The sequence below is a fragment of the Anoxybacteroides voinovskiense genome (assembly GCF_014196205.1).
Lineage (GTDB): Bacteria > Bacillota > Bacilli > Bacillales > Anoxybacillaceae > Anoxybacteroides > Anoxybacteroides voinovskiense.
Window position 1 is genome coordinate 1 of the sequence record NZ_JACIDE010000025.1, and the last position, 22,111, is coordinate 22,111.

At 42.0% G+C, this 22,111-nt stretch carries 38 protein-coding genes and 1 pseudogene; 18 read left to right on the forward strand and 21 right to left on the reverse strand.

The window, feature by feature from the left end; translation table 11 throughout:
• Positions 1–207 precede the first annotated feature (207 nt).
• The gene (locus GGR02_RS14000; protein ID WP_183185620.1) at positions 208–423 is read right to left on the reverse strand and encodes a YqaI family protein; all 216 of its coding nucleotides are present in this window, start codon (positions 421–423) and stop codon (positions 208–210) included.
• A gap of 73 nt (positions 424–496) precedes the next feature.
• On the opposite strand from GGR02_RS14000, the gene GGR02_RS14005 reads away from it, so the two are divergent.
• Complete coding sequence (locus tag GGR02_RS14005) at positions 497–772, forward strand: hypothetical protein (RefSeq protein WP_183185621.1); 276 nt, start codon at positions 497–499, stop codon at positions 770–772.
• On the opposite strand, the gene GGR02_RS14010 is transcribed toward GGR02_RS14005, so the two are convergent.
• The gene (locus tag GGR02_RS14010) at positions 753–989 is read right to left on the reverse strand and encodes a hypothetical protein (RefSeq protein ID WP_183185667.1); all 237 of its coding nucleotides are present in this window, start codon (positions 987–989) and stop codon (positions 753–755) included. The two genes, GGR02_RS14005 and GGR02_RS14010, sit on opposite strands and share 20 nt — an antisense overlap.
• A gap of 72 nt (positions 990–1,061) precedes the next feature.
• Here GGR02_RS14010 and GGR02_RS14015 point away from each other — a divergent pair, with 72 nt between their 5' ends.
• Positions 1,062–1,298, forward strand: coding sequence for a hypothetical protein (locus GGR02_RS14015; protein ID WP_183185622.1), 237 nt, complete (start codon positions 1,062–1,064; stop codon positions 1,296–1,298).
• A 2-nt stretch (positions 1,299–1,300) separates the two neighbouring features.
• Here GGR02_RS14015 and GGR02_RS14020 read toward each other — a convergent pair whose 3' ends face one another.
• The 5 genes from GGR02_RS14020 to GGR02_RS14040 all read right to left on the reverse strand — a co-directional run bounded on the left by GGR02_RS14020 (position 1,301) and on the right by GGR02_RS14040 (position 2,629).
• Positions 1,301–1,507 (reverse strand): hypothetical protein, encoded by a 207-nt coding sequence (locus tag GGR02_RS14020; RefSeq protein WP_183185623.1) that lies wholly within the window; start codon positions 1,505–1,507, stop codon positions 1,301–1,303.
• A gap of 157 nt (positions 1,508–1,664) precedes the next feature.
• Positions 1,665–1,829, reverse strand: coding sequence for a hypothetical protein (locus GGR02_RS14025; RefSeq protein ID WP_180271054.1), 165 nt, complete (start codon positions 1,827–1,829; stop codon positions 1,665–1,667).
• Positions 1,829–2,092, reverse strand: coding sequence for a hypothetical protein (locus GGR02_RS14030; RefSeq protein WP_183185624.1), 264 nt, complete (start codon positions 2,090–2,092; stop codon positions 1,829–1,831). The genes GGR02_RS14025 and GGR02_RS14030 overlap by 1 nt, the downstream gene beginning before the upstream one ends.
• The gene (locus GGR02_RS14035; RefSeq protein WP_033018278.1) at positions 2,089–2,385 is read right to left on the reverse strand and encodes a hypothetical protein; all 297 of its coding nucleotides are present in this window, start codon (positions 2,383–2,385) and stop codon (positions 2,089–2,091) included. The genes GGR02_RS14030 and GGR02_RS14035 overlap by 4 nt, the downstream gene beginning before the upstream one ends.
• Positions 2,375–2,629, reverse strand: coding sequence for a hypothetical protein (locus GGR02_RS14040; RefSeq protein WP_229706228.1), 255 nt, complete (start codon positions 2,627–2,629; stop codon positions 2,375–2,377). Before GGR02_RS14040 ends, GGR02_RS14035 begins: the two co-directional genes overlap by 11 nt.
• A 77-nt stretch (positions 2,630–2,706) precedes the next feature.
• Between GGR02_RS14040 and GGR02_RS14045 the strand changes: the two genes are divergently transcribed.
• Complete coding sequence (locus GGR02_RS14045; RefSeq protein ID WP_183185625.1) at positions 2,707–2,922, forward strand: hypothetical protein; 216 nt, start codon at positions 2,707–2,709, stop codon at positions 2,920–2,922.
• A 186-nt stretch (positions 2,923–3,108) separates the two neighbouring features.
• Here the strand turns inward: GGR02_RS14045 and GGR02_RS17650 are convergent, their stop codons facing one another.
• Positions 3,109–3,243, reverse strand: coding sequence for a hypothetical protein (locus GGR02_RS17650; protein ID WP_260175148.1), 135 nt, complete (start codon positions 3,241–3,243; stop codon positions 3,109–3,111).
• Positions 3,244–3,314: 71 nt separating this feature from the next.
• On the opposite strand from GGR02_RS17650, the gene GGR02_RS14050 reads away from it, so the two are divergent.
• Positions 3,315–3,533 carry a hypothetical protein gene (locus tag GGR02_RS14050; protein WP_183185626.1) on the forward strand — a complete coding sequence of 73 codons (219 nt, stop codon included), beginning with the start codon at positions 3,315–3,317 and terminating at the stop codon, positions 3,531–3,533.
• 268 nt (positions 3,534–3,801) lie between these two features.
• On the opposite strand, the gene GGR02_RS14055 is transcribed toward GGR02_RS14050, so the two are convergent.
• Positions 3,802–3,957 carry a hypothetical protein gene (locus GGR02_RS14055; RefSeq protein ID WP_183185627.1) on the reverse strand — a complete coding sequence of 52 codons (156 nt, stop codon included), beginning with the start codon at positions 3,955–3,957 and terminating at the stop codon, positions 3,802–3,804.
• Positions 3,958–4,029: 72 nt separating this feature from the next.
• On the opposite strand from GGR02_RS14055, the gene GGR02_RS14060 reads away from it, so the two are divergent.
• Both GGR02_RS14060 and GGR02_RS14065 read left to right on the forward strand, forming a co-directional pair.
• Entirely contained in the window at positions 4,030–4,500 is a 471-nt protein-coding gene (locus tag GGR02_RS14060) for a hypothetical protein (RefSeq protein WP_183185628.1), read from the forward strand.
• A 164-nt stretch (positions 4,501–4,664) separates the two neighbouring features.
• A complete protein-coding gene (locus GGR02_RS14065; protein ID WP_183185629.1) occupies positions 4,665–4,892 on the forward strand; it encodes a hypothetical protein in 228 nt (75 codons plus the stop codon).
• Here the strand turns inward: GGR02_RS14065 and GGR02_RS17655 are convergent.
• The 4 genes from GGR02_RS17655 to GGR02_RS14080 form a co-directional block, all read right to left on the reverse strand.
• The gene (locus tag GGR02_RS17655; protein ID WP_260175149.1) at positions 4,885–5,013 is read right to left on the reverse strand and encodes a hypothetical protein; all 129 of its coding nucleotides are present in this window, start codon (positions 5,011–5,013) and stop codon (positions 4,885–4,887) included. The genes GGR02_RS14065 and GGR02_RS17655 overlap by 8 nt on opposite strands.
• A gap of 311 nt (positions 5,014–5,324) precedes the next feature.
• The gene (locus GGR02_RS14070) at positions 5,325–5,531 is read right to left on the reverse strand and encodes a hypothetical protein (RefSeq protein ID WP_183185630.1); all 207 of its coding nucleotides are present in this window, start codon (positions 5,529–5,531) and stop codon (positions 5,325–5,327) included.
• Positions 5,532–5,546: 15 nt separating this feature from the next.
• Positions 5,547–6,332 (reverse strand): Rha family transcriptional regulator, encoded by a 786-nt coding sequence (locus GGR02_RS14075; protein ID WP_183185631.1) that lies wholly within the window; start codon positions 6,330–6,332, stop codon positions 5,547–5,549.
• Positions 6,333–6,344: 12 nt separating this feature from the next.
• Positions 6,345–6,563, reverse strand: a complete 219-nt coding sequence (locus GGR02_RS14080) for a helix-turn-helix transcriptional regulator (RefSeq protein WP_171699985.1) — start codon at positions 6,561–6,563, stop codon at positions 6,345–6,347.
• 142 nt (positions 6,564–6,705) lie between these two features.
• On the opposite strand from GGR02_RS14080, the gene lexA reads away from it, so the two are divergent.
• The 8 genes and pseudogenes from lexA (at position 6,706) to GGR02_RS14120 (ending at position 12,105) form a co-directional block, all read left to right on the forward strand.
• On the forward strand, positions 6,706–7,326 hold the full coding sequence (gene lexA, locus GGR02_RS14085) for a transcriptional repressor LexA (RefSeq protein ID WP_229706226.1): 621 nt from the start codon (positions 6,706–6,708) through the stop codon (positions 7,324–7,326).
• Positions 7,327–7,452: 126 nt separating this feature from the next.
• On the forward strand, positions 7,453–7,737 hold the full coding sequence (locus GGR02_RS14090) for a DUF3467 domain-containing protein (protein ID WP_035047892.1): 285 nt from the start codon (positions 7,453–7,455) through the stop codon (positions 7,735–7,737).
• Positions 7,737–8,123, forward strand: a complete 387-nt coding sequence (locus GGR02_RS14095) for a hypothetical protein (RefSeq protein WP_183185632.1) — start codon at positions 7,737–7,739, stop codon at positions 8,121–8,123. The genes GGR02_RS14090 and GGR02_RS14095 overlap by 1 nt, the downstream gene beginning before the upstream one ends.
• Positions 8,092–8,334, forward strand: coding sequence for a DUF2283 domain-containing protein (locus GGR02_RS14100; protein WP_183185633.1), 243 nt, complete (start codon positions 8,092–8,094; stop codon positions 8,332–8,334). The genes GGR02_RS14095 and GGR02_RS14100 overlap by 32 nt, the downstream gene beginning before the upstream one ends.
• Before the next feature lie 90 nt (positions 8,335–8,424).
• A complete protein-coding gene (locus GGR02_RS14105) occupies positions 8,425–9,816 on the forward strand; it encodes a recombinase family protein (protein WP_183185634.1) in 1,392 nt (463 codons plus the stop codon).
• A 17-nt stretch (positions 9,817–9,833) separates the two neighbouring features.
• Positions 9,834–10,520 (forward strand): annotated as a pseudogene (locus tag GGR02_RS14110) (ABC transporter substrate-binding protein); the annotation flags it as partial.
• Positions 10,521–10,538: 18 nt separating this feature from the next.
• Complete coding sequence (locus GGR02_RS14115) at positions 10,539–11,312, forward strand: ABC transporter ATP-binding protein (RefSeq protein ID WP_183185635.1); 774 nt, start codon at positions 10,539–10,541, stop codon at positions 11,310–11,312.
• Positions 11,305–12,105: an ABC transporter permease gene (locus GGR02_RS14120; RefSeq protein ID WP_373286636.1), complete on the forward strand. Its 801-nt coding sequence runs from the start codon at positions 11,305–11,307 to the stop codon at positions 12,103–12,105. Before GGR02_RS14115 ends, GGR02_RS14120 begins: the two co-directional genes overlap by 8 nt.
• Here GGR02_RS14120 and ytkD read toward each other — a convergent pair.
• From ytkD to GGR02_RS14145, 5 genes are all read right to left on the reverse strand, one after another.
• Entirely contained in the window at positions 12,089–12,577 is a 489-nt protein-coding gene (gene ytkD, locus GGR02_RS14125) for an RNA deprotection pyrophosphohydrolase (RefSeq protein WP_183185637.1), read from the reverse strand. The genes GGR02_RS14120 and ytkD overlap by 17 nt on opposite strands.
• A 91-nt stretch (positions 12,578–12,668) precedes the next feature.
• Positions 12,669–13,664 (reverse strand): sodium-dependent bicarbonate transport family permease, encoded by a 996-nt coding sequence (locus GGR02_RS14130; RefSeq protein WP_183185638.1) that lies wholly within the window; start codon positions 13,662–13,664, stop codon positions 12,669–12,671.
• Positions 13,665–13,798: 134 nt separating this feature from the next.
• On the reverse strand, positions 13,799–14,164 hold the full coding sequence (locus GGR02_RS14135; RefSeq protein WP_183185639.1) for a Na-translocating system protein MpsC family protein: 366 nt from the start codon (positions 14,162–14,164) through the stop codon (positions 13,799–13,801).
• 261 nt (positions 14,165–14,425) lie between these two features.
• Positions 14,426–14,710 carry a hydrolase gene (locus tag GGR02_RS14140; RefSeq protein ID WP_183185664.1) on the reverse strand — a complete coding sequence of 95 codons (285 nt, stop codon included), beginning with the start codon at positions 14,708–14,710 and terminating at the stop codon, positions 14,426–14,428.
• An 87-nt stretch (positions 14,711–14,797) separates the two neighbouring features.
• On the reverse strand, positions 14,798–15,193 hold the full coding sequence (locus tag GGR02_RS14145; RefSeq protein ID WP_183185640.1) for a phage holin family protein: 396 nt from the start codon (positions 15,191–15,193) through the stop codon (positions 14,798–14,800).
• A gap of 131 nt (positions 15,194–15,324) precedes the next feature.
• Between GGR02_RS14145 and ytzI the strand changes: the two genes are divergently transcribed.
• Entirely contained in the window at positions 15,325–15,480 is a 156-nt protein-coding gene (gene ytzI, locus GGR02_RS14150; RefSeq protein ID WP_183185641.1) for a YtzI protein, read from the forward strand.
• Positions 15,481–15,635: 155 nt separating this feature from the next.
• Here ytzI and GGR02_RS14155 read toward each other — a convergent pair whose 3' ends face one another.
• Entirely contained in the window at positions 15,636–16,109 is a 474-nt protein-coding gene (locus GGR02_RS14155) for an S-ribosylhomocysteine lyase (RefSeq protein ID WP_183185642.1), read from the reverse strand.
• A 226-nt stretch (positions 16,110–16,335) separates the two neighbouring features.
• On the opposite strand from GGR02_RS14155, the gene GGR02_RS17660 reads away from it, so the two are divergent.
• The 3 genes from GGR02_RS17660 (at position 16,336) to GGR02_RS14165 (ending at position 17,844) form a co-directional block, all read left to right on the forward strand.
• The gene (locus GGR02_RS17660) at positions 16,336–16,470 is read left to right on the forward strand and encodes a hypothetical protein (RefSeq protein ID WP_260175150.1); all 135 of its coding nucleotides are present in this window, start codon (positions 16,336–16,338) and stop codon (positions 16,468–16,470) included.
• 61 nt (positions 16,471–16,531) lie between these two features.
• Entirely contained in the window at positions 16,532–16,741 is a 210-nt protein-coding gene (gene yidD / locus GGR02_RS14160) for a membrane protein insertion efficiency factor YidD (protein WP_221210874.1), read from the forward strand.
• Positions 16,742–16,917: 176 nt separating this feature from the next.
• Positions 16,918–17,844 (forward strand): metal ABC transporter substrate-binding protein, encoded by a 927-nt coding sequence (locus tag GGR02_RS14165; RefSeq protein WP_183185644.1) that lies wholly within the window; start codon positions 16,918–16,920, stop codon positions 17,842–17,844.
• A 127-nt stretch (positions 17,845–17,971) separates the two neighbouring features.
• Here GGR02_RS14165 and GGR02_RS14170 read toward each other — a convergent pair whose 3' ends face one another.
• Together GGR02_RS14170 and GGR02_RS14175 are read right to left on the reverse strand one after the other, a co-directional pair.
• Positions 17,972–19,927, reverse strand: coding sequence for a beta-propeller fold lactonase family protein (locus GGR02_RS14170; RefSeq protein WP_183185645.1), 1,956 nt, complete (start codon positions 19,925–19,927; stop codon positions 17,972–17,974).
• An 82-nt stretch (positions 19,928–20,009) separates the two neighbouring features.
• Positions 20,010–22,070, reverse strand: a complete 2,061-nt coding sequence (locus tag GGR02_RS14175; protein ID WP_183185646.1) for a hypothetical protein — start codon at positions 22,068–22,070, stop codon at positions 20,010–20,012.
• Between the last annotated feature and the right edge of the window lie 41 nt (positions 22,071–22,111).

Below are 22,111 nucleotides of genomic sequence, written 5' to 3' on the forward strand. Positions count from 1 at the left end.
AGAAAACGCTTACAAACACTGGGTTATTTAAACCAAATATATCCAGAGAATCGAAATATCAAAAAAAATCTCCCACAAACTCTTGACTCAATCATTTTCATCCCTCCATTTGATTTTTCGCGGCGACTCCTGTACTATGTAAGTAACTGCTCGAAGTAAGGAATCACCTTTTTCTGAAACGTCTCACTCCGTCAAGTGAGGCGTTTTTCATTCCGCAATTTTTCGTACTACACCAAGATTTTCAATAAGATACTGCCAAATGTTTTCTTCAAGAACGACTTCCCCGTCTGGAAACTCGTAGATTGTATCGCCATACAAAATTTCATCTCCGCACGCATCTACTCCCCAATGTTCTGATTCAATCTGATATGGGTAGCCTGTCCGCAACATTCTCGTGATTGCTGGATGCTCTAAGTCTTGCACGTCTTTTCACCTCCTTTTTTGTAGGAATTCCCTCCCTTCGTGTCTAATAGTGGCGGAGAAGGGAGGTGAAAGCATGAAAGAAAAGTTTCAGAAAATCGAAGAAATATTCAAAATTCTTGATGAATCTTTAATCAAAGAGATTATTGAACCTAAGATAAGCAATCGTATTCGAAACCATTACGATACCCTTATTCAACTCGGACTCAAAGATGATGAATTGATATCTGCGCTAGTTTCCGTTAGTGTCGCTGAATCCATTAGACTAAGCGCGTTCATTACGGTTTTATTAACAAACCTTGATCCAAACGAGCCATTCGACCCTCGCGATTTTATTCATGTCGTGAAATGAATGGTTTTGCTAGTTCTTGAATACGCTCTTTGCTTAATGGCTCTGGAAGCTTTATTACCGCATCGCTGGGTTTCAAACGTTCTGTATACACTTCACATTTCGGTTCAAACTCATTGATCCGCTGAAGGGTTTCCTGTAGTTGCTCTACAAGAGTTTCGGCTCTCTCAAGCAAATGCTGGAATTCTTCAGCATTCTTGAATTGAATGGATGCTTTCATATTTCCTCACCTCCTTTTGCAGGATTCCCCTTTCTTTTGTCGAATGGTGACAATGAAAGGGGGTGAGTAGCCTTGAAGAAGATATACGCCAATCTTCTTGGTGAATGGGTCGATCTCTCATCCGATGATACATGCTTAATGGGACCACGTATGGTCAAACCTTCCGTTTGGTGGGAAGAAAACGCTGAGATTTGGAGTCCCAATAAAAAAGATGAACATACCATGTATCAATTGGACTATGTGAATATTCACTACAAAGGGAAAGACTATCGAATCAGCCCTATTTTTATCCAAGTTGTTAGCGAATAACGTCACTCAGTTTTGGCAATGACATCCGAATAACGTCGAAGGTTAAACTCAACTTCAAGGTTTCTTTTCAATTCTTCAGAGTCGTCAAGCTCCAGCTTGGCGGCTTTTAACGCGAAATATAGATTGACTTGTTGCGCAATTCTTTCCCACTCGTATTTTTTAAGACCTTGGAGTTGCTCAACTAAAGACGCGATTTGCTCTTTTGTCATTCCCTTCACCTCCTTTGCGTGTAGTCAATGCGCCAGTGCGCATCGTCATGACCAGGAACAAACGTGACGGGCGGGGGAGAACCCGATAGTTCCTAGCCATGACGACAGGCACTAGACCTGTCGGGTATGCGTGTAGTACAATGGTGGTGTGTGGGGGCTAGCGTTGCCGCGCTGGCCGTTTTTCTTGTTGTAGCTCACGCAACCTTTGTTTCATTCGGTACTCAAACACCATGATGTGGAACGGATTGTTCCGCATCACCTCACAAACTCTCCGAATCTCTGAAACTTTCATTAAACGAGTAGTGAAGAAACGTACACTCATCACTCATTCCCCTTTCTTGCTACAACTGCAATATCAATCCCTTTCTCACGCAGCGTTTCCACGATTTTCACCAACTCATCGTGCCGTTCTTTCCGCCTAATAAGCTCGTCCAAATCTCGCTTGCAGCGAAGGAATTCCTCCGCCCATTTCTCTGCTTCGTCAAAGTGATCGTGTATTAATTCCAGGCGCGCTTGGAGTAAGCATAACGCCCCGAAGTTGACCAGCTTCTCCGCCAAGTGACGGTCTTTTTCTAATACGTTCATTGCTTCATCTCCTCTCGGAGTCGAAGCCCGAACCGTTCAGGATACTTCTTGATTGCTTCAAGCACCGTTCCTAACGTCACAACGTTTTCGTGCAGTAACCCTTTATCGTCATCGAATGTTACTTCCGTAATAATGTTGCGATCCAAATCCAACACACTCACAACGTATAGTGGTGGTACAGCGTCAAATTCCAAAATGGACGATTGAATGATTTGCGGTTGTTTATAGAGCGCATTTACATGGTTACGTACAAACACCGGAAGCTCATCGAACGAGATACGTTTAATTTTCATTGTTATCCCCCTTCATTTCTTGCTCTTTCTGCTTTCTGCGCTTTTCATTTTCCTTGACCATCCGAATATAAATTTCGATAAAGTTATCTAGCGCTTCTTTTGACGGTTCTTTCCGTTCACCTACGCACCGAACGACTACTTCTGGCGGCTTCATCGTTCTTTTTCGTTTTTTCACGTTCACCATCTCCTTTTTAGGAGATGTATGCGACGAATCATCGTGTACAACATTCTGAATTTCCGACATTTTATTTCCCTCCTGTCAGTTTGTAGGAATTTCCTCCCTTCGTGTCGAATAGTGGCGGAGAAGGGAGGTGATAAAAAATGGCAAAGTTTTATTACTACAACAAACATGTTGATAATAAAGGAAACCACGAAGTTCACAGCGAAGATTGTTCTTATTTGCCTAACTATGACAACCGCATAATGATCGGGTACGAAAACGACTGTAAATCTGCAATCGAGCGAGCAAAACGAGAAACCGGAAAAACGAACTTCGATGGCTGTTGGTATTGTAGTTTTGAGTGCCACACCGGATAAGAGGGGCTAGTCCCTCTTATCTCTATAAGGAATCGCATTATCGTAATAAAACTTTCTGACAAGTGACGGTATTTTTTCGAGTTCCCTTAATGTAAAACCGTGTTCCTGACACTGTTTGCAAATGTACGTCACCAAGTCGTTGAACGCTTGTTCTCTTTGGTTGTTCATGTATATCCCCCTCTCTCATTATTCGTAATGGGCGAGGATGATCTTTGCGATAACGTAAAGGTCTTCTTCGTCCCATCCTTTTTCGTAGGCGAATTGCAAAAGTTCTTTTGCTTTTGTGAGCGTTTCGTTCGGTAGTTTAATCATGTCTTTCATTCCCTCTCACCTCCTTTTGCAGGATTTTCCTCCTCCTTGTCGAATGGTGACAATGAAAGGAGGTGGTTTCAATGATTCGGATTGTTTATGGTTCGTGCCCAGAACAAGATTGCGAATATGACATCGCGGTTTACTATGCGCGTGTACCAACAATAAATAGTCATCGAATCGGATACAAGAAAAATGGGTTTAATTGCGATTATGGCTCACTACATGGTTGTTCTTATGAAGATCGGCAACAATGCCCTATTTACAACAATCTTCCTGAGATCTCTTACGATTTGGTCTGATGAGCGCACTATATCGAATGTCTGTTGTTAGCTCTTCGAGAAGCCAAAATCGACTAAGATGATTCCAATTGCATGCGTTAACGTATTTGCACGTTGCGCAGACCATCCCGAGGTCTGCCAACTGCTCCACTTTTGAATCTTCCCAAAAGTGGTACAAGTGCCAGCTGATACAATGAAATGCGTGTTTCATCTTCTCGTCTCTTTCAACCAGAGCCACTAACGCTTGCACATTCTTCTCATCTGTGCAATAATTTTTTTCCATCTCCCCTCACCTCACCGATATGAGTTGCATTGCCGCAATCACAAAAGCTAATTCACTTCGATCAGACCGTTCGATGAAGTTTTCTGCTTCATCAACGGTCCATCCTAAATGTTCAACAAACTGATTGATAAGCTTCTTTCGCAATGGAGCGCTAACGCTCATTAACTCCCACCCCTCTTGCAGGATTCTCCTTCCTTTCGTCGAATTAAAGCGACGGAAGGAGGTGATAACACGATGGATAAAAAATCAGATAACGAAATTCCTACCCTCTTAAAAGAACGTATAGATTTAAAAGCGTTAACAGCTAAAACTTTTGCAAATGTTATCGAAAATATAAGAAACGGAAAGACTGAAGAAATAAGTATGGATCTGAATACTGAAATTTGGTTCTTTACACACTTTGGAATAGTATCAGGAAGTCTATATATTCCATCAGAAGAAAACGATGCATTTGATCCGACTTATTTTCTTCATACACTCATTTTTAAGACTCGTGACTCGCTGCTTTCATCCTACATAGAAAAAGGTGTTGCGAGATTAACAAACGATTCTAGTTTCGTATTGCTTAAAAATGTAACAGTCAAGCCTTATGCTAGTCCTAGTACTCCGTACAAGCTCGGTTACTTTCTTTTATACGGTGATGCAATTCTCGGCATATCTTTTGGAGATCAGCCGAAGGATCAATACGTACATGTGGTTGAATAGACACTGACTTCGGAGCTGTCGCCTTATCGGCGGCTTCTTTTTCCAATTTAGCGATACGTGCTTCTAATTCAGCTAGACGTTGCTCGATGTCCATTTCCCTCACCTCCTTTTGCAGGATTCTCCTTCCCTTTGTCGAATGTTGACACTGGAAAGGAGGTGTCCAAATGAGCTGGAATGCAGAAATTGTTTTAAAATCTGGAAAAGTTGTTGCTGTTGCTGATTTAGTATCAATCAATCGCGTAAGTCAATCTGACAGCTCTGTGTCTAAAAACACTGACTTTGAAAACTTTACACTTCCATCTAAAGGGATACTGTCGTTTGTCGGTAAAAACCATATCGTATGGCTCGAATCGTCCGATATTGAATACTTATCGTTATTCCGAGTTAACTGATTTCAATTTCCACGACAAGAGTGCAGCGTGCGCTGTGCTCTTTTTCAATTTCGAGTAGTTGCTCGACAATCCGTTTTGCTTCTTCCACGTTTGAGCAAGATAGTTTTACTTTTACTTCCATTCCCCTCACCCCCTTTATGCGGTTTGTTATTGCAGGATTTTCCTTCCCTTTGTCGAATGTTGACACTGGAAAGGAGGTGAATAAGTTGATAACTTTTGCCGAAGTAAAATGCTACAATTGTGAAAATTCTTTTCCTGTTTACTGGAACAACTGGGAAAAGAACTTGCCTATCCGTTGTCCTTTTTGTATTGCTAGTTTTAATGAAAAATTTACAGAAATGCTTAAACATTCGTTAGGTACAGTAAACGAATTAAACAAAGAGCTTAGAAGTCGTCACAGCGACGGGTCTCACGACTTGTTCCAAGTCGATTTCAAACATGTATACGTTCCAATCGATAAATATCGCTTAGATGATTAAACAACTCATACGCTTGATATTCATTGAGATCGTTACGCAATAACACTTCTTTGATTTCCTCTACGACTTTTTCGTAACGGTCTCTCCCCAACGCAATTTGTAATTCTTGTTTAGCATGCTTGATTGAACAAAGTGCTTGCTCAAGCTGTTCCATTGTCATTGTCCTCACCCCCTTTCACGCGGTTTGCTCGTCCCTCTCGATAAGAGGAAGGATGCCGAGTTTGTTTTTCAACATTTCATAGATGAATAAGCGTCCTTTTTGCGTCCAATACGTGTGCATTTTGCTCGTTTCTGAATCAATCGTGTGCGTTTTACTTTGCGTGTACCCTTTGTCTTGGTACTTGGAGTAAAGCAACCAGCAATCACCTTGTTTGTATTGAATGCCGAGCTGATGCAACAGTTGGTTCATTTTCATCGCGCTCATGCCGTAGTCTTTCGCAATTTTACTAATCGAAATGAGCGATTTGTTTTGCAGGATTAAATCGTAATAAGTCGCTTTCGGCTGTAATTCTTTGATGATTTGGTCTTTCTGTGCGTTTTGCAGTTGCAATTGCTCGTTTCGCTCCACTTGCTCAACTAACTGCAACAGCGCCTCTTTGTACGTCGTCGGCAACTTGAACGGCTGTTTCTGCTTCTCCAGCTCCGCACGCATGCGCTTAAACTCCTCAATGAACCGCACCTTCATTTTCATTGCCTCTGGCGTCGTGTACGACATGGCTACCAACGTGAACGCTTCTTCGGTGAGAAGGTATTTTTTGTACCACTGCTTGTTTTGTGGGTGTTGGTAGTGGGTCTGCTCAAAGTTGAGCACCCCCCATTCTCTTTCGCCAGCTTCATTCAATTTTTCGATCTGTACTTCAATATCACGTACAACGTTTCGATGATCTTTCTCAAACACTTCCGCTACCGTTAAGCTGTCTGTTACAACACGGTTGCTTTCGATGAAAACTAACTGATTCATCGCGTTCCTCCTTTATGCGGTTTTGTCACCATTTTGGTTACTACGGGGTAAAAAAATATCTTCTATTCTTTTACCGAAAAAATCTCGTAGTTTAAACATTTCTTCTAAAGTGAATTGAAATTCACCGCGTTCTTTCAAACCATATGTTTTTTCGGTGATTCCTAGATATTCAGCGAGTTGTTTTTGGGTCACTCCTCGCTTTTTACGAAGGATAATCAGTTTTTCCTGCATCCTATCACCTCCTTCTGATTGTTATCCTATCACCAAAACGGTTACTTGTAAAGAGTTTTTTGTTATTTTTTTTATATTTTTGTTCCGAAACGGTTACTTTTGTGCTAATATTCTATTAGATTATTAGAAAGGAGGTGTTGATTTGAGTTTACAAAGATATGTAGGAGAGAAAATAAAAGAATTTCGTTTAAAACGCGGTATGAGTCAAGAAGAATTGGCTGACTTATTAGGCACGACTAAACAAACAGTAAGTAGATATGAAATCGGAGAAAGAAAAGCTAATCAAGACGTTCTTTTTAAATTGTCAGAAATATTTAAAGTTAGTATTGACGATTTTTTCCCTTCCAAGAAAGAAAATGAAGTAAAATCGATTGTTTTCACCAAACTCCCGGTGGTCGGGGCGGTCAGCTGCGGAAATGGCGTGTTGGCATACCAAGAGATTGAGGGGTATGAAGAAGTGCCGACAAGTTGGTTGAACGGCGGCGAATACTTTTTCGTGCGTGCCAAAGGTGACAGCATGATAAACGCTCGCATTATGGACGGCGACCTGTTACTCATCCGCAGGCAAGAGGATGTGGAAAGTGGAGAGATTGCCGCTGTCCTTATCGACGACGAAATCGTTTTGAAACGAGTGTACAAAACAAACGGCACGATTATTTTGCAAAGTGAAAACCCGAAGTATCAGCCAATTGTTGTGCAAAAGAGCGACATGAAAAATGTGCGCATCATAGGGAAATTGAAGAAAGTGGTTTTAAATTTTTGACGTCAGAAATTTAAAAGAGCAACGCAAATGGTTGCTCTTTTTCACTTTTAAGTTAAAATTTTTGAAGGAAATCACCTTTTTTTATAGAAAAACCTATAATAAGTAATACTAACAGGGGGAATAATGATGGAAAAGAAAACTTACTATGCAAATAATGTACAAATGGCTCTGCAATTATACGATATGGTCATGGAGTTTTCTATTTTAAACCCTGATAACACCAAAGAGGACACCGTCAGAATCTTTATGAGTCCACAACATGCCAAAGTTTTTGCACATCTTTTATTGGATCATGTTCGTATTTATGAAGAGACATTTGGTTCTATCCCTAATCCACCTTCTCCAGAACAATTGCAAGAACTCCAAGAAAGAGGGATAATTAATCTTAGAGAAGGGGATGCAAAAAATTAATGCAGGAAAAGCATTCATCTTCAACAGCGAGTATTTATATATTTGATACTAAGGATCCATACGGTAAACGAGTGTTTTTGGAGAAGGCTCGTTTCGAAGAGCATATATTGGATCATCACCCAGAGATGAAGGGGAACGAGCATGCCATGAAAGAAACGGTTGAAAATCCTCATCTCATCATCCAAAGCAAACAGAACCCTAATCGCTGGTTGTATGTTGGGAAAAGCGATATGGCTACCTACCCACTTTTAAATATAAAAACAGTGGTTGACCATACTTCAACGGAATATGGATATGTAGTCACGGGACTATTCCAAAAGAAAATTAACGCGGAAAAGGAGGGAACGGTCATTTATGAAAGAACAAGTGAAAATTCACTACGATGAAGAATGCGACGTTTTATATATTTCATTTGGGGAACCGCGCCCTTCCTACGCAGAAGATTTTGAAGATGGGGTATACATTCGGTATGACATGGAAACAGATGCGCTAACAGGCGTAACTATTTTAGATTTCTCGAAAAGAAAAAATGAACTTAAAAATATGCCTTGGCCGTTTACATTCCCAACCGAAAGTGTAAACGAAGTGGTTCATTAATCATTCTCCTCTTATAAAGCGCTCAATACGGGCGCTCTATTTTTGTTAGCATAGTTCTGTAATTTGTTTTTCCAAGGAGGCTCAACCAAAATGAAAGTCGCCATTTACGTTCGAGTCAGTACAGACGAACAAGCGAAAGAGGGGTTTTCCATCCCAGCGCAACGGGAACGACTGCGGGCATTTTGTGCAAGCCAAGGCTGGGAGATTGTGCAGGAGTATATCGAAGAAGGATGGTCTGCCAAAGACTTAGAGCGACCGCAAATGCGGCAATTGCTTAAAGATATCAAGAAAGGGAACATCGACATCATATTAGTTTATCGGTTAGACCGCTTAACACGGTCGGTGTTGGACTTATATTTGTTGCTCCAGACGTTTGAAAAATACAACGTGGCGTTTCGTTCAGCAACCGAGGTATATGACACTTCCACGGCAATGGGAAGGCTATTTATTACGCTTGTGGCTGCGCTTGCGCAATGGGAGCGCGAAAACCTTGCCGAGCGCGTGAAATTTGGTATCGAACAAATGATTGATGAGGGGAAAAAGCCTGGCGGACATTCCCCATATGGTTACAAATTCGATAAAGATTTTAATTGCACGGTTGTCGAAGAGGAAGCGAAGACGGTTCAAATGATATATCGATTGTATTGCGATGGGTATGGATATCGGAGCATCGCCGATCGACTAAATGAATTAGGAATCAAGCCGCGCATCGCCAAAGAGTGGAATCATATTTCTATCCGCGATATTTTAACAAATGATATTTACATCGGCACATATCGATGGGGGAATAAAGTCGTTCCGAACAATCATCCAGCGATTATTAGTGAGCCGTTATTCAAAAAAGTGCAGAAAGAAAGGGAAAAAAGAGAAGTAGATCGGTCAAGAGTTGGGAAATTTCTTTTTACTGGTCTCTTATATTGTGGCAATTGCAATGAACATAAAATGCAAGGCTCTTTTGATAAACGTGAACAAAAAACGTATTATCGATGTTTAAAGTGTAACCGAATTACACACGAGAAGAATATTTTAGAGTCATTGCTCGCGGAAGTTCAATTGCTCATCACATCGAAAGAATATTTTATGTCCAAGTTCTCTCACCAGTTCGATGAACCGAAGACAATCGACGTTTCTGCCCTAACAAAAGAGCTGGAAAAGATAAAACGACAAAAAGAAAAATGGTATGATTTATACATGGACGATAACAATCCCATTCCGAAAGAGGAGCTATTCGCAAAAATTAATGAATTAAACGAGAAAGAAAAAGAAATTTACGAAACATTAAGCGAATGTGAATTAGAGGAGAAAGAGTCCATTGAGGAGAAATATAATCGAATAAGCAAGATGACCGATTTTAAACAGCAATTCGAACAAGCAGACGATTTCACGAAAAAAGAACTTCTCTTTAGCATTTTCGAAAGAATTGTAATGTATCGGGAGAAAGGGAAAGGGAAAAAGCTAACGCTCGATTACACATTGAAGTAAACCGAACCTGTTTAAAAGTTAGCGTTGGGCAACTCACCCAAACGGACGGAACGTTTCTCGTGTCGCGGAAAAAAATCGATCACTTCTCGTGGGAAATGTTAAAAGGAAGCACGTTCCTCGGGCAACGGAAAGGCGGCATGCCACAAATGGTTGGTGAATTTGTCTTAAAGAAACACGGAATTGACCCGCACAAAGACTTAAACCTCATTCAAAACATCGATTTTGCCAATCTTGCCAATGCTTTTGCGAGCGGTACTGGCGACTTCGTTCAATTATTCGAGCCAACCGCGAGCGTTTTTGAACAACAAGGAAAAGGATATATCGTCGCTTCGTTTGGAACAGAGTCCGGTCACGTCCCATATACAACATTTATGGCAAAACAAAGCTTTATGAAAAACAATCAAGAGACAATCGAAAAATTCACCCGTGCCCTCTACAAAGCGCAGCAATGGGTCGATGCACATAGCGCAGCAGAAATCGCCAAAGTCATTCATCCGTATTTTAAAGACACGGACGTCAAACTAATCGAAACGGTCATTGACCGCTACAAGCAACAAAGTTCTTATGCAACAAACCCAATTTTAGATGAAAAAGAATGGGAGAACTTGCAAAACATTATGAAAGAAGCTGGAGAACTGCCGAAACACATTGATCATGACATCCTTGTGAATACCTCTTTTGCGAAAAAAGCAATGGCAAAATAATCGTGGCAGGTGAACATGATGAGCTTCTTAGTCGTCCATCGCGTCAGCCATACGTACTTTACGGAAAAAACAGCAATCCCCGCATTAGACAATGTGTCGCTTTCCATTGAGAAAGGAGAATTTGTCTCCTTTCTCGGCCCAAGCGGCTGCGGAAAAACGACGTTGCTTTCGATTATCGCTTCCCTCCTACGGCCAACCGAAGGGACGGTTACATTGGAAGGGGAAAAAATTCAGTCAATGCATCCATCTGTCGGCTACATGCTGCAACAAGATTATTTATTCCCGTGGAAAACGATTGAAGAAAACATTTTACTTGGACTAACTATTATGGGCATCGACACACAAGAAACACGGCAACAAGCACTCGAGCTACTGAATCGAATCGGTCTAAAAGGAACAGAGCAGCATTATCCGAACCAGTTATCGGGTGGGATGCGCCAACGGGCAGCGTTAGTGCGAACAATGGCAACAAACCCGAAAATCTTGCTCCTTGATGAACCATTTTCGGCACTAGATTACCAAACAAAACTAAAGCTAGAAGAACTCGTTTGGCAAACGTTAAAAGACTTTGGAAAAACCGCCTTGCTCGTCACACACGATATCGGCGAAGCAATCGCGATGAGCGATCGTATTTTCTTGTTCTCAGCAAAACCTGGACGGCTCGTTCGCACCTTTCTCGTTCCGAGCGAATTGCGGCAGCTATCACCATTTCATGCGCGGCAGCATCCCGCATTTTCCGATTTGTTTCAGTTTCTTTGGAAGGAGCTTGATTCCCTTGAACCTAATCAATAACCGCCTTCAAGCCCTTCATGCCCAATATGTCGCATCGCTTCGGAAAGAAAAACGGCTAGTCCGATCGTATCAGCTTCTCATTTGCATCGCATTTTTCACGCTTTGGGAAACGGCGAGCCGAAACCAATGGATCGATCCGCTCTTATTTAGTTCTCCATCCGCCATCGCTACATTATTGGTGCAAAAAGTGAAAGACGGTTCGCTTTTTCTCCATACAAGCGTTACGCTATTTGAAACGGTGCTTGGATTTTTGTTCGGTACTTTGCTTGGCACATGCTTTGCCGCACTTCTTTGGTGGTTTCCACGCCTATCGAAAATCACCGACCCATATTTAGTCGTTTTAAACGCTATGCCAAAAGTAGCGCTCGGACCGATTCTTATTGTCGCATTAGGACCGAATTTTTCTTCGATTATCGCCATGGGGACACTCATCTCCGTCATCATTACGACGATTGTCGTCTACACCTCATTTCGCGAAGTCGATCCTAATTACTTGAAAGTATTAAAAACGTTTGGCGCAAACCGGTGGCAATGTTTCAAAGAAGCTGTACTACCGGCGTCGTTTCCGACCATTATTTCGACATTAAAAGTCAACGTCGGGCTATCGTGGGTCGGGGTCATGGTTGGCGAATTTCTCGTGTCAAAACAAGGGCTTGGCTATATGATTATTTACGGATTCCAAGTGTTCCATTTTACCCTAGTGTTATTGAGCCTCCTCATCATTGCTTGCTTAGCCACCGTAATGTACCAAGCGGTGGCATGGTTCGAAAAAAAACTCATGAAAAACCGCTAAAGGCGTTCGAACATAACGAACGTCTTTTTATTTCGGCAAGCGTGTAAACAAGCACTTCGTCTTTCATAATAAAACTGAATCGGCTGTCTTCTCGTACGTTTGTTGGCAGTTCCGTCAATAAGACAGGCCCGTTTGTTTCCAAATAGTTTTGACGCGGCTTCAGTGCTTTTATGTTGGCAAAATAAATATTTTTCACTAACGCTTCGCCGACTTTGTACTGTCCGATATATGTAAGCTCATCCACCACTCCACCCGTTTCCTCCAACACCTCGCGAACAGCTGCCTGTGTCGGACTTTCCCTTGCTTCTATCTTCCCACCAGGAAACTCAAGCCCGCGCTCCCGATGGTCAGTCAACAGCCACTTTTCTTGAAAACGGCACACGATCCATACATGGTCTGGTGCTTTCGCAAATGGATGATCGGCAAAGGACAATCGCACTTGATTGCCATAATAGTCCTCAAAAACAAACATATTTACCAACCCTATCACTGTAATGTTCTTCTTTCATTATAGCACTTTCCTTCTCACCGAAAACAAAAACGCCTTTCAAAGAAAGGCGTCTTCACGAATGTAACCATTGCGCTAACTGGTAATATAAAGGCAAGCCAACGGTTAGATTGAACGGGAACGTCAATCCTAGCGACATCCCTAAATAAATCGATGGATTCGCTTCTGGAACGGACGCACGCATTGCGGCAGGTGCTGCAATATAAGAAGCGCTCGCTGCTAACACCCCCATAAGAACTGTTCCACCTAAAGAAAGATGTGCATAGGTTCCGACAGACACGCCAATCAACCCGTACAACAGCGGAAATCCAATGCCTAACATGACTAACTTTATGCCATATTTTCGAATGGCGGCAAGTTGACTCCCTGCCGTTAATCCCATTCCTAACAAGAAAAGAATGAGCACACTTGGATATAAATCAACAAATAATGGCTTTACAACAGAAAGAGCATTTTTCCCCCCAAGCAATCCGATCAATAAACTACCTAGCATGAGAAGAACGCTTTTCCCAAATAAGCTTTCTTTTAAAACTGGGGCGTATGCTGCATATGCAGAAAAATAATGGTTCATTCGATTAAGCGTATATGTCTCTTTTTCTAAAAGCTGCAAAAGAAGCAACGACACAATAATAGCTGGGCTTTCCAATAATACAACGAAAGCGTTCATGTAAGGTTCATAAGACGTATGGGTCAGATCAAGAAATGAAATCGCTGCACCAAATGTAACAATGCTTACCGAGCCATATGTTGCGGCAATGGCAGTAGCATTTTTCCGATCAATTCCTATACGACGGCAAATAACAAAGGTAACAATAGGGATAAATATGCCAAGAAATAATGTTCCTACTAATGGACGAACAAATTCAGCAAACGAATGTTGTGATAATTCAATTCCCCCTTTTAATCCAATGGCAATTAATAAATAAATGCTTAACGTTTCACTTAATCCTTTTGGAAATTTCAAATCTGACTTCACAAGTGCCGCGATTAGTCCAAGTAAGAAAAATAAAATGGCTGGGGATGAAAGGTTATGAATAATAATATCCGTCATCTAAATCCTCTCCTTTTCCATATAGTTTTCCATAAAAAAACCGGAAACACTCTTCGACTGTTGAAACAATCGAAAAACGTTTCCGGTTTATCTTTTACCGACCGACACTCGGCCTTTAAAAGATCGACCAATGTTCATTTTTGAAATTCTTCCTCTAAATTTTCCGATAACAAAAAGACGATGATTCGTTCCCCAGTATGAGTACTAATATCCGTATGAATGCTAGTAACGTTTTTTCCCGTCATGCTCCAAATCATTTCTTTTAGCTGGTCACTGCCTGATTCAATTAATTCCGAACGGACTCGCTTAATGGATAGCATCCCTTCTTTTGTTTCCGCTAATTTTTGTTCCGCCGGCGTCAAAATTCCTCGCAATTGAACAATAATCATATTGCGAACAATATCGGTTTTAACCGATAGCGGTCCCCTTCCTAAATACTCCTTCTCCCATTGTGTCAACGCTCGACTAATTTGATCTTCCATCTCTCCTTTAGACTTCACACATAATCCCCCTTTGAAACAAAAACGGCATGCCTCACCATTCTTCCGAAGTGAAACATACCGATCTATCTTTAGCTTAAATCATAAAACAGCCGACAAAGCCCTTTCGTTCTTGTAGCGTTTCCGCCCCAAGAACGCTAAAGCCGTCCATCGCTATGATTTAGCTTTCAGTCTCTCGGTTCAATTTATTTTTATTATAACGAACTACGGTCTTCTGTCAAGAAAAATAATAAACGAAAAGCCACCTGCTCTGGTGGCTCATTATTCGCTTATAACTCCCATCGAGCGAATATGTTGTTTTGCCTCTTCGTTACCGAGTTGATAAATAAGCTGATAAATTTTTTTCAACGTTTCATCGTACGCATCATTTTCACGATCATAATGGTATTGAATATACGGCACGTGCGCGCGAAAAAAGTTTTGAATATCGGTCGAATAATTTTGATCAAAGTACTCTCGCAGTTGAATAATTTCTTCATCGGTCGCTTCAATTTGAAAATCCCATGGCGACGCTGTTTTTACTTGCGAAATTTCACCATGGGCCATCGAAACGTAATATGTTTTCTTTTTCTCCGCCACACTATCCCTCCTTTTCGTTTAGTTGTAGTGTGGATGAAAGTGAAAAAATTATGCTTATTTCGATTGGTCTTTCAGCAATTCAATCGCCTTTTTCAAAAAATCTGGAACAGGCAGCCCCGCCCTCCCAACATTTTCAACAATCGAAATTGCCTCATTCATCATATAGAAAAACACCGTCGCATCGCGAATAAAGTGATTTTCCCAACCGATAGCAAGATCAAGAAGATGAGACACTCCTACTAAAACAAAAATGAGCAGTTTGCGAACGATGCCGCGAAAACCTGCTTCGCTCGATAATTTCCCTTCGAAAGCACTCGCAATAATCCCTGTGATATAATCAATAACAACGAAGCAAATTAAAATAATGACTAATAAATCCATGCTCCCGAACATCGTGGAAAGGAACGAACCGATCAACGAAGCCCCAAGAAAAAATGTATATTTGTTCACATTCCCCCTCCTCCCGTTTTCCTTGCCATCATTTTATGCAAATAGGAAAAAAGGGGTATGGACATTTTGACAAAACATGCTGTCTTTTTAAAGATATGCTACAATGAAATTAAAAAGAAAGTTGGGGAGTTATGTTTACGATTTTGGTGATTTCGCTTGTCATTATTGCGGTGGTGCTCGTGCTCGCTGTTGCGACGACATCCAAAGCATACCAATATAAGCATACGATCGACCCAGTGGACAATAACCCGCATTTGTCAAAAGAAGAGCAACTGAAAAAAGAATGAGGCGACTGTCAACACAGTCGCCTCCGCTTTTCTTGTCTAGCTACGGCTCCTAGCTCTCTTATGCCAAACAACCTTCCTCCGTCGAAGCAAAAAGCGCTTCTCGTCGGAAGAACGTTTGGCTTCGAGAGCTAACCAGTCGCCTCCGCTTTTCTTGTTTATCCAAACACTTTCTTTAGCTCTTCTTTATCTTGCGCAAGCCAAAAACGCATGAGCTTTTTGGCTCCTTCTAAATCATGCAGTTTCGCCTGTCCGCATTGCTGCTCAGTTGCCGCTGGAATTTCGGTTGCATTTAATGCATCGTTCATCGTTTCTTCTAACAAATCAATAATTTCTTCAACCGTTGGTGAGCCGCTTACGACTAAATAATACCCTGTTTGGCACCCCATCGGCGAAATATCAATAATATCAAAATGAGCATACTTCTCCGCATGTTTACGGATAGTAAACGCCAATAAATGTTCTAGCGTATGAATCGCTGCTGGCTCCATCGCCTCTTTGTTCGGCTGGCAAAAACGAATATCAAATTTATTCACCACGCCATCACTACCGACTTTATGAACACCGCAATGTCTCACATACGGCGCTTTTACGGCGCAATGATCGAGTTCAAAGCTTTCTACTGAAGGCATCGTATCACCCCTATTTTTTTTTCATTACTTATCATACACATTTATCCGATGTTTTTCATCTGTTTTGTTGTGATAAAGCAACAAACGTGAGAACTTGTCCATGTTATGATACATTATAATTATACATGGCTGTTGATTATCCATTATTTTACTAAAAAACAAAGAATCATTTGACTGAACATAAGCTTTTCTGCCTCTTCCCTCGAACAAGAACGCCGGCGGGCAAATGTCATTTGCCCGCAAAGCGTTCATTGTTCGAGGAGGGCATGCGTACAGCATGCCCAGTCGGCAAGCGAACCGCTTGCCGACTACGGCAGAAAAGCTAGGAATAGAGCGAGGTCAACTGGTTTTTAATGGTTAATCAATACGCCTGATAATTATACTTTCGTTCAATAGGGGCGATATATGTGAAACAACTATTGATGGCGCTTATTCGCTTTTACCAACTTGCTATTTCCCCATTAAAACCGCCGACATGCCGATTTTATCCAACATGTTCACATTATGGGTTAGAAGCGATTCGGCGGTTCGGTGCGATAAAAGGCGGATGGCTGACGATAAAACGCATTGTCAAATGCCACCCGTTTCATCCTGGCGGCTTCGACCCCGTTCCAGACAAAATAAAGAAATAAGCAGATGGGCACGCCGTATGCATGCCCATCCATTTTTTCTGAAAATATAAATGGTCATTTCCCTTTAAGAATAGTTGTATTTTTCCCTTTTTTCCTGTATGATTAATATTGTTAAATCGTAATCATTTCGATTTATTTCGCAGTTACGATGACACTACATAGAAAGGAGAAGAACGATGGAAAAAAGATGGCTTTTATTGGTCTTTTTTGCCACCATGCTTGCATTGGTTGGCTGTAATAAACAAGAAGCTACGAAACCGAAAAACGGTTTAACGATTTATACAACCGTCTATCCGCTCGCTGATTTTGCGAAAAAAATTGGCGGTGAATACGTTGCAGTCGAAAGTATTTATCCTCCTGGAGTGGAAGCACATACGTTTGAACCGACGACACAAACGATGAAAGAACTAGCGAATGCCGATGCGTTTATTTATGTCGGGGCAGGGATGGAAGAATTTATAAATAAAACGATGCAAACGCTACAAAACGAACATGTAACGTTTATCGAAGGCACAAAAGGCATTCCGTTATTAGACTCAACTAGCGAACACGAAACTAGTGAAGAACATCACGACCATGGCGACAAAGACCCACACGTCTGGCTCGATCCGATTCTTTCTATTCAGATCGCAGAAAACATTAAAAATGCACTCATTGAACTGAAACCAGAAGCGAAAGACACGTTTGAAAAAAACTTCGCTTCCTTAAAGCAGCAGCTACAACAGCTCGATCAACAGTTTCAAGCAGTCGTAAACACCGCACCGAAAAAAGAAATTCTCGTTTCTCATGCTGCTTACGGCTATTGGGAAAAACGATACGGCATCCATGAAATAAGCATTGCTGGTCTTTCTCCAAGCAACGAGCCGTCGCAAAAAGAATTAGCACAAATCATCGATACTGCTAAAAAGCATCATATTCACTATGTCATTTTCGAGCAAAACGTTACACCAAAAGTCGCAGATATTGTAAAAAACGAAATCGGAGCCGAGCCACTTCGTCTCCATAACTTAGAAACTCTGACAGAAGACGATATCCAAAAAAGGAAAGACTATTTTACTATTATGAAAGAAAATATAGAAGTGCTGAAAAAAGCATTGCAATAAGTAAAAGAGGGTGTCCCAAAAGTAACGGGGCACCCTTTGTTATAACCATATATACGTATGAAACATTTTTGTGAAACTATTTATTGTATCTTCCTTGGAGAAAGGCGACCTTTTGGGTCAGCTCCTTTCACTCTAGCGACCGAACATATTCGGCAATCGCCGCGATTTCGCCTTGCGTAAGTGATGGTATTTCTTTTGTTTTGTGGCGTTCAATCGCTTCCTCAATTGTTTTTGCACTTCCGTCATGTAGATAAGGTGCTGTCGCCCATATCCCACGTAATGTTGGCGTATCCCATTGCTTCGGTGTGCGCGGATTCGTAAAATGCGCTCGCGCATCTCCGTTAGAGACTTTATCTTTTCGATTATTCGTTCCGACATCGTGCAAATACGACGTATTCGCAGTCGTCAGTTTTCCGTGTGTATCCACCGCTTTCACACTGTCAGTAAAATATTCCCCGCCATGACAACTCAAGCAATTGCCTTTTCCGTTAAACAGCGCTTCTCCTTCTTCCGCTTTTGCTGTTAAACTACCATCTTTATTCCGGTACGGACTTTTCGGAACTGGGAAAGAATCGGGCGCATCTAAATACGCAAACAACGCATCATACATATGCTGGACGTCTTTTGGCAGCGGTTTGCTTGGATCAACCGTTGTCATGCCGCCCATTTCATTTTGCACCGTATGAATATAGTCGCTAAACTCATCGCGTGAACCGTCCCACATAAACAAGCCTGTTTTCGTCGTCAGTACATTGCTCGGAACGTTGCGCGGCCCTTTTGGCGTGAGCAATGTCAATCCATTAATTTCCCCATCGCTATGGCACGAAGCGCAACTCATCCAATTGTTCCCTGTAATTGCTGCTGCAAATTCGTCGCTGTTGGCACTGTAAAAAATCGTTTTCCCTTCCCGAACAAGCGGCGAGAGCGAATCGTTGGCAATAAGCGGAATCGTTCCTTTTACTTCCTTAGCCCTTGCATATGGACTTTTTCCTCCCGTTTGAATCACAGCTAAATCATGGCTCATCGCATTGTGAACAAACAACGTTTTTCCGTCCGGCGAGATAACAACCCCACGTGGATTATTGCCTTCAATGCGCCGCAAAATTTGCGTCGCATTGCCGCCACGCGCTAAATCAAACACAACTAAATCTTCACTGCCAGACATCACAGCATACATTTTGCTTCCATCGGGCTGAAACGTAACATCATACGGATTCGACACAATGATCGTTTCGTTTTTCACATCTTTCACATTAATCGCTGCAAACAGTTCTTTCCGCTCCCCAAGCAGTTCCTCATCTTTTTCTAAATCAATGACCGAAATAGCTGGAAACACTGTTTCTTCAAACTGAATGGGAGTATCAATGTTCGTCAACAAATGTGGAATATACGCTTTTTTCCCATCCGGCGCAATGACAAACTGCTCGAGCGTATTCGGAACGCCTTGGCTTTTTTTTCGATCCACTTGGTCAGGTGAAGGGGCAAGGGTAATCTCTTTGATAACACGATTTTTTCCTGTGTCAATGACACTAATTTTCGCATCTAAATAATGTGGGACATATAATTTTTTCCCATCTGCTGTAATGGCAACCGTACGCGGTCGATCGCCTACACGTATTTCTTTTCTCACCTTTCTTTTCTCTAAGTCAACGACCGATACCGTACCCGAACGGTAATTCGCTACATATAGCGTTTTTCCGTCCTGACTTGTGACTAAGCCAAACGGTTCAATGCCCGTTTTTATATGATCGACTACTTTTTTCTCTTTTAAAGAAATAATATCCACGCGGTCAGCGTGCATACACGACACGTACAAAAACTGCTCATCTGGGCTTAACGTTAACTGCCGCGGCTCTTTTCCGACAGGAATCTCTGCTTTTTTCTTTCTCGTTTTCGCATCGATGATGGTGACAGTATTTACATCGATGTTTGCTGTATATAGCGTATCCCCTTTTCGATTAATGGTAATATTGTCGCTATGGACCGCATCCTGCCGAACGATTCGTTTTTCGGTTTCAAACACCGGATTCGCTTGGCACCCGATGAGCACGAACAACAAAAACAAGCCAATCCACTTTCTCATCCGTATTCCCCCATTTTTATTAAAGAAAATGAAAACCATTGTCATTTTACAAAAAAATGCGGCAATCCTCAATGGATGCCGCTTACTTTTTCTTCACTTCTACTGATAACAAAACAGGTGCAATTCCGTACTTGCCGTGTCCCGCTTGAATTTGTGGGACATGGTCGCCGTCGGTATTGCCGGAATCATTGCCTTCCATATACACATCCCCTGTATCCCAAAATTCACTCGCCTGCATCCCTTCATTGACGCTTGGTCCATCAATGATACGGTCATAAAAATCAACATAACGGGAAATAATCGTTTCTCTCTCTAACGCTTTTATTGGCTGATCGGAATCAGTGTTATTTAAGTTATTTAGCGCTACGCGGAACACACCGGACAATGCACCCGCAACAAACGGTGTATACTTCATCCCATCTTCCCCCGTTTTATACACACGCAACGTGCGGTCCCAAAAATGCTTATCCATCGCTTCGTAAATATGGCGAGCCGCTTCGCGATATTTTTCTTCTTTTGTCGCTAAAAACGCAGCGGTCAATCCGCGAATCGCTCCGAGCTGTGCAAGCAACGTTGGAGCTGTTTGTTCTGGTCCTTCCCCAATGATAAACCCGTTGGCAACAAGCCCGTCTTTCCGCATCAATTTCGTAAGGATGAACTCCGCTTGTGATGTCAACAGTTCTAATGCCCGCTTTCCTTCTTTAGTGCCAAGCCCTTTCGCCTGCTCTCCACTCGCATAGCCGACTGGGAGACCGTCGATCGCTCGCTCAAATATACGGAGCGCCTCCATCGTATACCCTGCTTGGAACGTATCGACGCGTTTTCCTTGCCCATTGTTATACTCTTCCACAAAAGCCCCTGCTTCTCGATTAAAATGCATCGCATCGATGTTTTTAAACACTTGCAGTAACACGTCGCGATTGACGGAATATGGATCGGTCGCGACAACATCGTTTGCTGGATTGGCATCTACATTTTCTTTCGGGGCACTCGGGAATGGTGCACCATCAAATACGGCTAAAAACGCTTGGTTTTGATTAGAATTGGCAGGTCGTTGATCGGTTATCCCGTAAAACTCAGATGCTGGCCAAAGCATTAGCCATTGATCTTGCAATAAGCTTCTTGCATCTTTCACGATTAACTGCTTCGCCTTTGGCGCCAGCTTATTTCCATCTTCAACTACTTCAATGGCATGCGGCAAATATACAAGCCCTTTACTTGGATCATACTTATTTCCTACGCCTTTCGCTAATGCCTGCCGCTTTGCATCATAAAACAAATAATCGCGCACAAAGTTCAATTTATTCCATATTTCTTCTGTTAGAATCATGCCTTGCATCCCGTCTGCCGAGCTGACACCGAGCGCAATGTTTTTATCTTGGTCATCGTGTGACGTTTTCGCCTCTAGTTCTTCATCTTTATCAACCGTATGGAAACCGCCTAAAAAATCACCGGCCCAGAGCGCTTGTTTTAAAAAGACAGCTCCATACGCCGACGGTGTCAGCAGTTTTTGCATGTTATCGCGATTCCAACGCAACGACTGAAAATCGACTTGATATACTGGGACATATGTTTTGTCCTTATTTTCCGCATATACGCTCGTATCGACTTTTTGTGCATAGTGCGGATCTCCGCCGGCATATTCAATCAACGTCGGGAACATATTACGGAAAATTTCTTCATGCGGATACCCGACACTATCCGCCAGCGCATAAAAACGAGCGGCTAATGCTTCATCTGCTGCTTTCTTTTCTTTTTCCGCCCATTGCCCCGTCACCGGACCATGAATTAAATGCAAACCTACCCCTGATTTTTCCGTCACTTCATACATTGCTTCTTCTGAATACTCATAGGACTCAATACCAGCTGTGTAATCAAATTTTGTCGGTTTGTTTATTTTTCGCGCATCTAATACGTCCAAATTAAGCCCAAGCCCTTCCGCTAACGGCTCTCCTGACAGCTCAAATTCGGAATAAGCAAACATATTTCCTGCTGTATCAAACGAATAGTCGATCACCGGCACCGCAATTTCTTGTTCATTTTTCTTTTTTTCATTCGTTTCTTGTATTGGCGTACAGGCTGAAGCGAGCAGAAGCGAAGAGGCAAGCGCTGCTGCTACGCCTTTTGAGCCATTTTTCTTCATATAGCAATCCCCCTAAAAACAATGATTTTCATTATCATTCA